This is a genomic window from Nocardia sp. NPDC057663 (assembly GCF_042799895.1).
Taxonomy (GTDB): domain Bacteria; phylum Actinomycetota; class Actinomycetes; order Mycobacteriales; family Mycobacteriaceae; genus Nocardia.
On the sequence record NZ_JBHVHX010000003.1, the window covers coordinates 33369 to 45396 of the forward strand.

General features: G+C 68.0%; 13 protein-coding genes. 3 read left to right on the forward strand and 10 right to left on the reverse strand.

Annotation, left to right across the window (positions count from 1 at the left end; translation table 11 throughout):
- Nucleotides 1-26: 26 nt before the first annotated feature.
- From ACFVAV_RS08260 to ACFVAV_RS08280, 5 genes are all read right to left on the reverse strand, one after another.
- The gene (locus ACFVAV_RS08260) at nucleotides 27-773 is read right to left on the reverse strand and encodes an MspA family porin (RefSeq protein WP_379031982.1); all 747 of its coding nucleotides are present in this window, start codon (nucleotides 771-773) and stop codon (nucleotides 27-29) included.
- 158 nt (nucleotides 774-931) lie between these two features.
- Nucleotides 932-1684 (reverse strand): amino acid ABC transporter ATP-binding protein, encoded by a 753-nt coding sequence (locus ACFVAV_RS08265; protein ID WP_379033519.1) that lies wholly within the window; start codon nucleotides 1682-1684, stop codon nucleotides 932-934.
- Between the two features lie 26 nt (nucleotides 1685-1710).
- On the reverse strand, nucleotides 1711-2649 hold the full coding sequence (locus ACFVAV_RS08270; protein ID WP_379031984.1) for an ABC transporter permease subunit: 939 nt from the start codon (nucleotides 2647-2649) through the stop codon (nucleotides 1711-1713).
- A 1-nt stretch (nucleotide 2650) separates the two neighbouring features.
- A complete protein-coding gene (locus ACFVAV_RS08275; RefSeq protein WP_379031986.1) occupies nucleotides 2651-3556 on the reverse strand; it encodes an ABC transporter substrate-binding protein in 906 nt (301 codons plus the stop codon).
- Between the two features lie 126 nt (nucleotides 3557-3682).
- Nucleotides 3683-4759: an isocitrate/isopropylmalate dehydrogenase family protein gene (locus tag ACFVAV_RS08280; RefSeq protein ID WP_379031988.1), complete on the reverse strand. Its 1077-nt coding sequence runs from the start codon at nucleotides 4757-4759 to the stop codon at nucleotides 3683-3685.
- Nucleotides 4760-4843: 84 nt separating this feature from the next.
- Here ACFVAV_RS08280 and ACFVAV_RS08285 point away from each other — a divergent pair, with 84 nt between their 5' ends.
- Nucleotides 4844-5344 (forward strand): 2'-5' RNA ligase family protein, encoded by a 501-nt coding sequence (locus tag ACFVAV_RS08285; RefSeq protein ID WP_379031991.1) that lies wholly within the window; start codon nucleotides 4844-4846, stop codon nucleotides 5342-5344.
- A gap of 49 nt (nucleotides 5345-5393) precedes the next feature.
- The gene (gene trxA, locus ACFVAV_RS08290) at nucleotides 5394-5765 is read left to right on the forward strand and encodes a thioredoxin (RefSeq protein WP_379031993.1); all 372 of its coding nucleotides are present in this window, start codon (nucleotides 5394-5396) and stop codon (nucleotides 5763-5765) included.
- Between the two features lie 68 nt (nucleotides 5766-5833).
- Here trxA and ACFVAV_RS08295 read toward each other — a convergent pair whose 3' ends face one another.
- Nucleotides 5834-6256 (reverse strand): 2-keto-3-deoxygluconate kinase, encoded by a 423-nt coding sequence (locus ACFVAV_RS08295; RefSeq protein WP_379031996.1) that lies wholly within the window; start codon nucleotides 6254-6256, stop codon nucleotides 5834-5836.
- A 344-nt stretch (nucleotides 6257-6600) separates the two neighbouring features.
- Between ACFVAV_RS08295 and ACFVAV_RS08300 the strand changes: the two genes are divergently transcribed.
- Nucleotides 6601-6912: a DUF6191 domain-containing protein gene (locus ACFVAV_RS08300; protein ID WP_379031999.1), complete on the forward strand. Its 312-nt coding sequence runs from the start codon at nucleotides 6601-6603 to the stop codon at nucleotides 6910-6912.
- A 25-nt stretch (nucleotides 6913-6937) separates the two neighbouring features.
- Here ACFVAV_RS08300 and ACFVAV_RS08305 read toward each other — a convergent pair whose 3' ends face one another.
- The 4 genes from ACFVAV_RS08305 to ACFVAV_RS08320 form a co-directional block, all read right to left on the reverse strand.
- Nucleotides 6938-7699 carry an acyl-[acyl-carrier-protein] thioesterase gene (locus ACFVAV_RS08305; RefSeq protein WP_379032001.1) on the reverse strand — a complete coding sequence of 254 codons (762 nt, stop codon included), beginning with the start codon at nucleotides 7697-7699 and terminating at the stop codon, nucleotides 6938-6940.
- 66 nt (nucleotides 7700-7765) lie between these two features.
- Complete coding sequence (locus ACFVAV_RS08310) at nucleotides 7766-8194, reverse strand: SRPBCC domain-containing protein (RefSeq protein WP_379032003.1); 429 nt, start codon at nucleotides 8192-8194, stop codon at nucleotides 7766-7768.
- Nucleotides 8195-8338: 144 nt separating this feature from the next.
- Nucleotides 8339-11071 carry a DNA polymerase I gene (gene polA, locus ACFVAV_RS08315; protein ID WP_379032004.1) on the reverse strand — a complete coding sequence of 911 codons (2733 nt, stop codon included), beginning with the start codon at nucleotides 11069-11071 and terminating at the stop codon, nucleotides 8339-8341.
- Between the two features lie 133 nt (nucleotides 11072-11204).
- On the reverse strand, nucleotides 11205-11900 hold the full coding sequence (locus tag ACFVAV_RS08320; RefSeq protein ID WP_379033522.1) for an ABC transporter ATP-binding protein: 696 nt from the start codon (nucleotides 11898-11900) through the stop codon (nucleotides 11205-11207).
- Nucleotides 11901-12028: the final 128 nt, after the last annotated feature.

A 12028-nucleotide genomic window follows, 5' to 3' on the forward strand; every position in this document is an offset into this window, starting at 1 on the left:
GGCTGATGGTCGCTCGGCGGGACTCACTACAGTGTGGCGGGCTCGCCGAACACCGCTCCGCTGTCGTCGACTTCGGGTGTTCTGGTTTGCACGTAGGTGTATTGGCGGATGGTGGCCGGGCCCACGCAGTTGTCGACTTTGATGTGGAAGTCGCGGGTCACGATCCGCACGGTCTTGCCCGGGATGAGCGGCTTGCCGTCCCCGATATCGACGTTGGTGATGTCGCCGGGTTCCAGTTCCAATTCCAGGAACAGACCAGGGTCCACCGCGATGGCGGGGGTGATGCCGTTGAACTCCTGAAACTGTCGCGATTCGCGCTCCTGTGCTTGCGCGGACTGCTCCGTATGGGACTGCACCGACTCGCCGGTACTCGACTGCTCGACGGTGTCCGACTGCGACTGCTCCGTCGCCTGCCGCTGCACCTGCTCCGTCGCGGCGTTCTGCTGCGGCCCCTCGAGCCCGAATTCCGTGGTGGGATCGATGCCGGGGAGCACGACACCGATCCTGGCCGCACAGCCGACGGAGTATCCGGTCTTGAGCACGCCCTCGGCCTGCCCGTCGAGCCGTCCGTACGCGACCGTGGAGACCAACGCTTCACGGCTGGTGGGGGCGTTGTTCAACGGCGCGATTCGATAGATGACTTCGTCGTGTGTGCCGACGGTGAAACTGCCCATATCGGACTCGAAAGTCTTCTCGTGCGGTGGCAGATTGACGGTATCGGCATGCGCGGTCGGCTGCGACAGTATGGCCAGCGCTGAAGCGATGTAACCCACTCTCCAGATGATTCGCACCATGACCCCGGACAATAGTGAATCCGACCGCCGTTTCCCCGTCGCGCGCGCGGGCGTGTCTCGACCGATGCGGCTTGTTGTTCACTCGTTCATTCGGCACCACACCGGTTCGGCAATGTGGTGAGGTGTCGCGGGACAGCTCAGAGCAGCCGGGACAGGAACGTCTTCGTGCGCTCGTGCTGCGGGTTCGCCAGCAGCTCCCGCGGCGGACCCGACTCCACGACCACACCGCCGTCCATGAACACCAGTTCGTCGGCGACCTCGCGGGCGAAGCCCATCTCGTGGGTCACCACGACCATGGTCATGCCCGAATCGGCGAGCTCCCGCATGACGGTGAGCACCTCACCGACCAGCTCGGGGTCCAGCGCCGAGGTGGGCTCGTCGAACAGCATCAGCTTGGGGTCCATCGCCAGCGCTCGTGCGATGGCCACGCGCTGCTGCTGACCGCCCGAGAGCTGCGCCGGGTAGGCGTTGCGCTTGGCCGAGAGCCCGACCCGTTCCAGCAGTTCCTCGGCCCTGGCGATCGCCTCGGACTTGCGGATGCCACGCACCTGGGTGGGCGCCTCGATCACGTTCTCCAGCGCGGTGCGGTGCGGGAACAGGTTGAAATGCTGGAACACCATGCCGATGTCGCGACGCTGGATCGCGGCATCGCGCGGATGCATCTCGTAGAGCTTGCCGTTCTTCTCCCGGTAGCCGACGAGCTCGCCGTCGACGTACAGCCGGCCCGCGTTCACCTGCTCGAGGTGGTTGATGCAGCGCAGGAACGTCGACTTGCCCGAGCCGGACGGCCCGACCAGGGTCAGCACCTTGCCCCGCTGCACCTCGAGCGAGATGCCCTTGAGCACCTGCAGCGCGCCGAAGTTCTTGCACACCCGGTCGGCCAGCACCATCGGCGGTGTTGCCCCTTGTGGTTCGGTCATTTCGCCTTCACCGCCGCCTGCGCCGTGGCCAGTTCCTCGAGCTGCTTGGCTGTCAGCTGCCGGGTGGCACCGCGCGAGTAATAGCGCTCCAAGTAGTACTGCCCGACCATGAGCACGCTGGTGATCGCCAGGTACCAGGTGGCACAGACGAGCAGCAGCGGGATCGGCTGGAAGTTCACGCCGTAGATGTCACGCGCGCGGCCGAACAGGTCGGTGCTCAACGGGATCGCGGTGACCAGCGAGGTCGTCTTGAGCATGCCGATCAGCTCGTTGCCGGTGGGCGGGATGATCACCCGCATGGCCTGCGGCAGCACGGTGCGGCGCATGGTCTGCGTCCACGACATGCCCAGCGCCACCGACGCCTCGCGCTGACCTTCACCGACGGAGTTGATGCCGGCGCGCACGATCTCGGCCATGTAGGCGGCCTCGTTGAGGCCGAGGCCGATCACCGCGAACAGGAACGCCGCCTGCAGGTTCTGCACGTCGAGGTGGAAGAACTGCGGACCGAACGGCACGCCGAGGTCGATCTGCTTGTAGAGCGAGGGCACCAGGCCCCAGAACACCAACTGCACGAAGACCGGGGTGCCGCGGAAGATCCACAGGTACACCCACGCGGTGGTGCGCAGCACCGGGTTCGGGGACAGCCGCATCACCGCGAGGACCGTGCCCAGACCCACCGCGATCGCCATCGCGAGCACGGTGAGTTCCAGGGTGACGATCGCGCCCTGGGTGATCCGGCTGTCGAACAGGTACTTGCCGTAGGTGTCCCAGCGGTAGGCCGGGTTCGTGGCCGCGCCGTAGGCGAACAATCCCACCAGGATCAGGATGACTGCCGCCGCGATCCAGCGGCCCGGCCTGCGCAGCGGGACCGCTTTGATCGGTTCGGGTTCGGTGCCCGGACCGGGCACCTCCACCGTCTTGTCCTGCTCGGTCACGTCAGCTCACAGCACCGTTGATCACCGAGGTCTTGATCTGACCGTCCTGGACGCCCCAGTTGGTCGTGATCTCGCCGTACTTGCCGTTGTCGATCAGGTGCTGCAGCGCCTTCTGCAGGGCCACCGCCAGCGGCGAACCCTTCTGCACGGCCCAGCCGTAGGGGGCGGAATCGAACAGCGGGCCCGCGGCCTCGATCTTGCCCTCGCTCTGCTTGATCGCGTACGCGGTGACCGGCGAATCGGCCGACATCGCGTCGACCTGGCCGAGCACCAGGGCGTTGGTGGCCGCGCTCTGCTCGTCGAAGGCCTTCATATCGATGGCGGGCTTGCCCTCGGCGACGCACTTGGCGCTCTTGGCGGGAATCTCGTCGGTGTGCTCGACCGTAGTGGACTGTACGGCGACTTTCTTGCCACACGCATTGGCGGGATCGATCGCTTTACCGGTTTGCTGGGCCCACTGGATACCCGCGGAGAAATAGGTCGTGAAATCGACCTGCTGTTCGCGTTCGCGCGAATCGGTGATCGAGGACATACCCACGTCGTAGGTGCCTGCCTGAATCGCGGGAATGATCTTCTCGAAGGAGGATTCGACGTAGTCGACCCGCAATCCGAGGGTGGTCGCGACCGCGTCGAGCAGGTCGACGTCGAAGCCGACGATCTTGCCACCGGCGTCCTTGTACTCGTTCGGCTGGTACGGCACGTTGACGCCGACGACGATCTTGCCTGCCTGCTTGACCTTGTCGGGAACGGCGGCGGCGAGCGCGTCGACCTTTTCCACCGACACCTTGGTCACCGTGGAGGTGTCACCCTCGGTGTTGCTGGCGCAGCCACTCAGCACCAGCGCACCACCGGCGACCGTACATAGCAGCCGCACGGCGCCGCGGCCGAGAACAGTTCGAACAGACAAAGGAGCCTCCACATTTCACGTCGACGCCGGCCACGTGTCAGCGCCTGTTTGGCAATGTATGCGAACCGGACACAGCGTGGTGCGACAGTAACCGAAGATTAATCAGCGAATGTGAAAGGGGTCCCTTCACCTGCGGTGCACGCGCGCTCTGACCTGCTCGGTGAATTCGCTGGTGGAAGCCAGACCACCCAGATCCGCGGTCGCGATTCCGGCCGCCAGAGTGGCCGCGACGGCACGGGTGATTCGATCTGCCGCGTCGTGCAGACCGCGGTCGTCGTCGCGAACGGCCAACCACCGCAACAACATCGCCGCCGACAGCTGCAGGGCCGCCGGATTGGCGCGGTTGCGTCCGGCCAGACCGGGCGCGGCGCCGTGCACGGCCTGCGCCATCGCCCTGGTGTCCGAACAGTTCAGCGATGCGGCCATACCCAATGAGCCCGCCAGCTCGCCCGCCAGATCCGACAGGATGTCACCGAAGAGGTTCTCGGTGACGATCACGTCGTACTCGCCGGGCGCGCGGACCAGGTGCGCGGCCATCGCGTCGACGTGCTCGTCGTCGACCTTCACGTCCGGGTACTGCGCGGCCACCTCGTAGCACACGTCACGGAACAGGCCGGTCGTCATCGGCAGCACATTCGCCTTGTGCACCACGGTGACCCGCTTGCGCCGCCCCTGCGCCAGCCGCAGCGCCTGATGCGCGATCCGCTCGCATGCCTGCCGGGTGATCACCGCCACCGCCATCGCCACATCGGGCGTCGGCCGGAACTCCCCCGACCCGGCGAACATGTTGCGGTCGGCGTAGAAGCCTTCGCTGTTCTCCCGCACGATGACCAGGTCGATGTCCGGGGCCGTCGACCGCACCCCGGCGAACGCCACCGCGGGCCGGATATTGGCGTAGAGACCGAGCCGCTTGCGGATGACGCCACCCGGCGCGACCCGCATGTCCGCGGGGTAGGAGGCGTTGTCGTGCGGGCCGAGGATCCAGGCATCGAGGTCCTCGAGCGCGCGCAGCGTCTGCTCCGGCAGCGGGTCGGCGCAGGCCGCGATGGCCTCGTGGCCCATCAGCAGCGGCACCCACTCCACCGGCCCGAGCCCCGCCGCGCCGATCGCCTCGTCGACGACCGCCCGCGTCGCGGCGACCACCTCGGGGCCGATTCCGTCACCGTCGATCACACCGAGCCGCAGGTTCTTCGTACCGTTCACGCCTCCATCCTCGCGCCTGTCCCGGCCGACCTGGCCACGGGGACACGCCACAGCGACTACTTTCTGCAGATCATGGTGCAGTCGGTGGAGTTGCTCCTGGACGACGACGGTGCGGACGAGGTCCGCAGACAGTGGGCGGTGCTGGCACAAGCGGGCATCGCCAGCCCCCGTGGCGCCACCCACCGGCCGCATGTGACGGTGGCGGTGGCGCGCGAGATCTGGCCGCGGATCGACCGCGCGCTGGCCGGGATCGAGTTCCGGCCGCTGCCGATCCGGCTGGGCGGGCTGCTGGTCTTCGGGGCGCGCAGGCCGATCCTGGTGCGACCGGTCATCGTCACCGAGGACCTGCTCGCCCTGCACCGCCGGGTCTACCACCTGGTCGAACCCTGCCCCGGCGTCCCCGCGACCATGCGGCCCGACGCGTGGACACCGCACGTGACGCTGGCCCGCCGGATCCCACCGGATCGGCTCGGCGACGCGGTCGCCGCCGTGGCCGCCGACCACGATTTTCCCGCCGTTGTGGTGGGCATTCGCCGCTGGGACGGGGAGGCCCGGCAGGAGCGCATCGTGATCGGTGGAAGATAGAGGGACGCCACGGCGTTACAGCCGAGGACACCGACAAGGAAGGGACGTCATGGCCACCCAGACGCTGACCCAGCAGAACTTCGACGAAGTCATCACCGGAAACGACGTGGTCCTCGTCGATTTCTGGGCGGAGTGGTGCGGTCCGTGCAAGAGCTTCGCACCCACTTTCGAGAAGGCCTCCGTGCAGCACACCGACGTGGTGTTCGGCAAGGTCGACACCGAGGCCGAGCAGGGACTCGCCGCTGCGGCGAACATCCGGTCCATCCCCACCATCATGGCCTTCCGCGAGGGCGTGCTCGTGTTCGCCCAGCCGGGCGCGCTGCCGCCTGCCGCGCTCGAGGACCTGGTGACCCAGGTGAAGGGCCTGGACATGGACGAGGTCCGCAAGCAGATCGCCGAGCAGGCCACCCCCGCCGAATAGGCGCCACGAAACGTCAAGGGCCCGTTCACCTTTGGTGAGGTGAACGGGCCCTTCGCAGGCGTTCGGATTCAGCCGGCGAGCAGGTTGACGCAGGCGATCATCGCGCGCACGGTCGATTCGGCGCCGTCCCCGGCCATGGCCGCGGCCCAGCCGCGCCTGCCGTTGAACTCGCACTGCACGAAGGTGGCGGTGCCCTCGGCGGTGCGGCGCTGATGGAACTGCAGGATCTCGAGGGGGTAGCCCTCGTCGTAGAGCGCCGAGGTCATGGCGGCGACCGGGCTACCGGCCGCGATGACGGTACGCAGGTGGTCGGCGAACGCCAGGGTCGCGGTGAAATCCGTTCCGGAACAAGTGAATTCGCGGAGTGCGATCGGTCCGTCGATCCGGGCGTACCGGTCGAGGAACTGGGCGGGGGTCAGGTCGATGGTCTCGGCGCGCAAACCCTTGGGGGCGGCGTCGAACAGGGCACGGTCCAGTGTCAGCAGTGTCATTGCAGGTGAGGTCTTCCCGAAGATCGTCTTCGTTGGCAGTGGGACCAGCAGAACAATGAAAATCAGCCCGCAGCGAGGGGGCCGGTCCGAATCAGACCCCGCTACGGCGGGTTACTACGAGAAGAATCTGCCGTGTGGCTGCCTGCGCGGTCTGCGCAGCAGCGGCCGCGCGGTCGCGGTCAGCGACAAGCAGCGCGGCAAAGCGGTCGGCGGGATTCGGCACGGGATCGAGAATAGGTCGATCGTCGCGAAACCGCAACCTACTTATCGTCCCGACGTGTCTACCCGTGAGTACTATCACCGCAGCTCAGCGGCGGCTCGCCCCGGGCCGGTACCGTGGACTCATGGGTACGGTCTTCGCGATGACGATCCCCGGGCTGGCGATCCTGCTGATCCTGCTCGCGCTGCTCGAGGTGGTGGTCAACCGGCTGACCGGGACGCGGGTGCTGCCGTGGACACGCAAACGCACCGGCCCCGCGGTGGCGGCGACCGGGTTCGAGCACCTCACCGCGATGTTCCAGGGGTCCAAGCAGCACGAGTTCGAACAGCGCCAGAGCACCCTGATGCACCGGGAGACGCCGTCGGAGGGCGCCCCGCCGCGGGATCAGGTGGATCTGGCGGGTGGGTCGGCCCGGTTGGTCGCGCGCGAACGCTGAACCGCCGCGACCTGGCACTGTCCGGTCAGCCGGCCAGCCGCTCGACCGAACCGAGTGCCCGCGCCGAACCGTCGACATCCACCTGCAGGTGCAGGCCGCCGGGCTGCAGGCTGGTGCGCAGGACGACCTTGTCGCCCATCATCACCGGGCCGACATGCTCGACGATCGCCCGGTACGGCAGTTCGTGGTGGTCGGGATGCGCGGCGAGGGCTTCCTCGACCGCCTCCCAGTAGACGGCGTTGTTGACGTGGCCGAGCCGGTCCACGTCGGTCACCCGGAGTGGGAACGACACCGCCTCCGCAGCGGCGCCGTCGAGCTCGGTGAGCGCGGCGCGCCAGCGCAGCCGGTGCTCGGTGGTGCTGGCCAGCATCGGCGCCATGAACGCGTCGCTCATCCGCGCCGGACGGCCCGCCACCGGGTCGATGTGGATCAGGAACGCGGCGGCCTCGATGTGGCCGCCCCGCTCCCCTTTGAGCTGAATCCGCATGTCGCACCAGCGATTCGACAGCGAGTCGGCCCAACGGTGTAGGTGCACCCGGTCGCCGAAGACGATCGGCTCGTAGACGTCGATGACGGTGCGCCGCACGATCCACGCCTGGTGCGCGTCGCCGTCCTCGACGGCGTCGAGATGGTCGAACCCGATGTCCTGCAGATACCGTGCCACCGCGTCCAGGCGCAGCCGGTCGCGGCCGTCGGTGTCCCCGAGGCGCACCGGCCACGACGTCGTGAAGGCCTGCTCGATATCGGGGCAGTCGGGCAGCGGGGTCGCGATGACATCGGTAGTCATGTGTCCGATGCTGCCATATTCCGCCGCTGCCGCTGCCCGGCGCCGAGGCGTTTCGCGCCGCCGGAATCAGGCGCGTTCGGCGGCGGCCTTGACCCCCGCGACGTGGGTGGTCCACATCCCGCGCGCGTGCTCGGCCTCCTCCTCGGTGGCGTTGTTGTCCTGACTCAGCGACAACCGCGTGGTCGTGTCGTCCCCGGTGAGTTCGTAGGTGAGCGTGTGATAGTTCTCGGGCAGGTCGTCCTGGCCGCTCAGCGGGCTGTAGTGGGTGACCTTCAGCAACCGCCCCGGCTCGACCGCGAGAATCTCACCACGGTCCTCGTAGGACTTCCCCTCGTACTCCCCCTGCCACACGATCGGGCTCCCCGGCTGCCAATCGGTGTTCACCTCGGCACCGAACATGAACCGGCGAATCTGCTCCGGGTCGGTCAGCACGTCCCATACCCGCTGCGGAGAGGCGCTGATCTCGGTCTGCACAGTCGCGACGAATCCGGTCATGATGCTCAACTCCTTCGGTCGACCACCCAACACTACGACCGCGTAACCCCCGGCGTCTTGGACAAAGGCGTCACGATCCGCCGACCGGAAACGTGCAGGTGGGCGAGATCGCCGGGGCGGACCCTCCCGCCCCGGCGCCGATGCTCAGTGGGCCGCCGAATCCCAGCTGCGGCCCGTGCCGACCGAGACGGTCAGCGGCACCGACAGCTCGATGGCCGAGGACATCTGTTCGCGGGCAAGGGCTTCCAGTGCCTCACGTTCGCCGTCGGCGACCTCGAAGACGAGTTCGTCGTGGATCTGCAGGAGCATGCGCGAGCGCAGGCCGGCCTCGCGCATCGCGGTGCGCACATTGATCATCGCGACCTTGATGATGTCGGCGGCGGTGCCCTGGATGGGGGCGTTGAGGGCCATGCGCTCGGCGGCCTCGCGGCGCTGGCGGTTGCTGGAATCCAGGTCGGGCAGGTAGCGGCGGCGGCCGAACAGCGTTTGGGTGTAGCCGACCTTGCGGGCCTGCTCGACGACCTCGGCCAGGTAGTCGCGGATGCCACCGAAGCGGTCGAAGTAGACGTCCATCTGCTCCTTGGCCTCGGCGGTGCTGATCTTCAGCTGCGCCGAGAGCCCGTAGGAGCTCAGGCCGTAGGCCAGACCGTAGGACATGGCCTTGATCCGGCGGCGCATCTCCGGGTTCACCTCCGACAGCGGGATGTCGAAGGCCTTGGACGCGACGAAGGTGTGCAGGTCCTCGCCGGAGTTGAACGCCTCGATCAGGCCCTCGTCACCGGACAGGTGCGCCATGATCCGCATCTCGATCTGGCTGTAGTCGGCGGTCATCAGCTCGGTGTAGCCGGGGCCGACGACGAAGGTGTCGCGGATCTGGCGGCCGGTGTCGGTGCGGATCGGGATGTTCTGCAGGTTCGGCTCGGTCGAGGAGAGCCTGCCGGTGGCGGCGATGGTCTGGTTGAAGGTGGTGTGCACGCGGCCGTCGTCGGCGACCGACTTGAGCAGGCCGTCGACGGTCACCTTGAGCCTGGTCGCGTCGCGGTGCGCGAGCAGGTGCTCCAGGAAGGCGTGGCCGGTCTTCTCGAACAGCGATTCCAGCGCGTCGGCGTCGGTGGTGTAGCCGGTCTTGGTGCGCTTGGTCTTGGGCATGTCGAGCTCGTCGAACAGCACCACCTGCAGCTGCTTGGGCGAGCCGAGGTTGATCTGCTTGCCGATCACCTCGTATGCCGAGTTCGCCGCCTCGGTCACCCGGTCGGCGAACTGGCGCTGCAGCGACTCGAGCTGGGCCACGTCGACGGCGATGCCCGCCTCTTCGAGCCGGCCGAGCACGTCGAGCAGCGGCAGCTCCATCTCGTCGAGCAGGGCGGTCGACTCGATCGCGGCCAGCTCGGTGTCGAGCGCGTCGGCGAGATCGGCGACCGCGCGGGCACGCAGCATCTGCTCGCGCGCGGTCTCGGCGGCGACGGTGTCCTCGTCGTCGAGCAACGACAGCTGGCCCGAGTCGCCGGTCTCGGCGCGCAGTTCGCGCTTGAGGTAGCGCAGGGACAGATCGTCGAGGTTGAAGCTGCGCTGGCCGGGCCGGACCAAGTAGGCCGCCAGCGCGGTATCGCTGGAGAGACCGGCCAGGGTGAAGCCGCGACCGCGCAGCGCGTGCCCGGCGGCCTTCGCCTCGTGCAGCGCCTTGGGTACGGCAGGGTCGGCCAGCCAGGCGCCCAGCGCCGCCTCGTCCTCGGGGGTGAGTACGGTGAGATCGATGTAGCCGCCTTCACCGTCACCGGCGGCGATGGCGAGGGCACGGGCGTCGCCGTGCACCGGGGTGCCGGTGCCGACCACCGACAGACCTTGGCGCACACCGGCTTTCGCGTGCTCGGCCAGCCAGCCGGCCACCGCGCCCTGGTCGAGGGCGCCACCGCTGATCTCGAAGCCCGATTCGGCCTCGGGCTCGGCGGAGCCGAGGGTCTCGAAGAGCCGGTCGCGCAGCACCCGGAATTCCAGGTCGTCGAAGAGCTGGTGGATCTTCTCCCGGTCCCACGGCGCCTGCGCCAGCTGGTCGGGGGCGTAGGGCAACGGCACCTCGCGCACCATCTCGGTGAGCTGGCGGTTGAGCACGACGCTGGACAGGTTGGCGCGCAGCGCGTCGCCCACCTTGCCCTTCACCTGGTCGACCTTGTCGACGAGCGTGGCCAGGTCGCCGTATTCGCGGATCCACTTGGCCGCGGTCTTCTCGCCCACACCGGGGATGCCGGGCAGGTTGTCGCTCGGGTCGCCGCGCAGCGCCGCGTAGTCCGGGTACTGGGCCGGGGTGAGTCCGTACTTGGTCTCCACCTCGGCCGGGGTGAAGCGGGTGAGATCGGAGACGCCCTTGCGCGGATAAAGGACGGTGACGTCGTCGTTGACCAGCTGGATGGCATCGCGGTCACCGGTGACGATGAACACCCGGTACCCCTGGGCGACGGCCTGGGTGGTGAGCGTGGCGATCACGTCGTCGGCCTCGTAGCCGTCGATCGCCATCACCGGGATACCGAGCGCGCCGAGCACGTCCTTGGTGAGCTCGACCTGACCGCGGAACTCGTCGGGCGTCGCGCTGCGATTGGCCTTGTACTCCGGGTACGCCTCGGTGCGGAAGGTCTTGCGGGACACGTCGAACGCCGCGGCCACATGGCTGGGCTTCTCGTCGCGCAGCAGATTGATGAGCATCGAGGTGAACCCGTACACCGCGTTGGTGGTCTGCCCGGTGACGGTCTTGAAGTTCTCCGCCGGTAGCGCGAAGAACGCGCGATAGGCCAGCGAGTGCCCGTCCAGGAGCAGCAGCGTGGGCCGCTCACCGCCCGAATCGGTGGTCGTTGTCGATGCCTGCGCAGTCGTCGGTGAACTCACCCGGATGAGTGTAGGGACCACCACCGACACCCCCGAACCCCGCCGCGCCGGTCGGGGCAGGCGGTGCCGACGAAATCGGCCCCCGCACCGCTCGCGAAGCGGTACGGGGGCCGATTGCCGTGCGATTCCCGGATCAGTCGTGGCCCAGGTAGGCGGACATGACGGCGGGGTCGGTGAGCAGGGCGGCGCCCGCTCCGGTCTTGGTGACCTCGCCGGTTTCCAGGATGTAGGCGCGGTCGCTGCGGGTCAGGGCCTGCTGGGCGTTCTGCTCGACGAGCAGGACGGTGGTGCCCTGGCGGTTGATCTCGCTGATGATCTTGAAGATCTGCTGGATCACCATGGGGGCCAGACCCATCGATGGTTCGTCGAGCAGCAGCAGCTTCGGGCGGGCCATCAGGGCTCGGCCGATGGCCAGCATCTGCTGTTCACCGCCGGAGAGCGTGCCGCCGACCTGTTTGCGGCGTTCGGCCAGGCGCGGGAACAGTTCGAAGATCCAGTCCAGGGTCTGCTGGTATTCGGACTTCTGCTCGAACGGCCTGCCGTAGCAACCCATGTCGAGGTTCTCCGCCACGGTCATGCCGGGGAACACCCCGCGACCTTCCGGCGCCTGGATCAGGCCGTGCACCACCCGGTCGTGCGCCTTCATCGAGGTGATGTCCTTGCCCTCGAACAGGATCTTGCCCGAGGTGAGCGGCAGCAGACCCGACAGCGCGCGCATGGCGGTCGTCTTGCCCGCGCCGTTGGCGCCGAGCAGGGTGATCAGCTCGCCCTGGTCGACCGACAGCGAGATCCCGTGCAGCGCTTCGATTCTGCCGTAGTTCACGACCATGTCGCGGACCTCGAGCAGCGGTACCCGCTGCTCGACCTCGGCCTCGGGCTCCTCCCGCGCCGCTTCCACCACCGTGGCAGGCGCCTGCGTCGGCGCCGCTTCCGCCGTGGCGGCGGCACCGGCCCCCT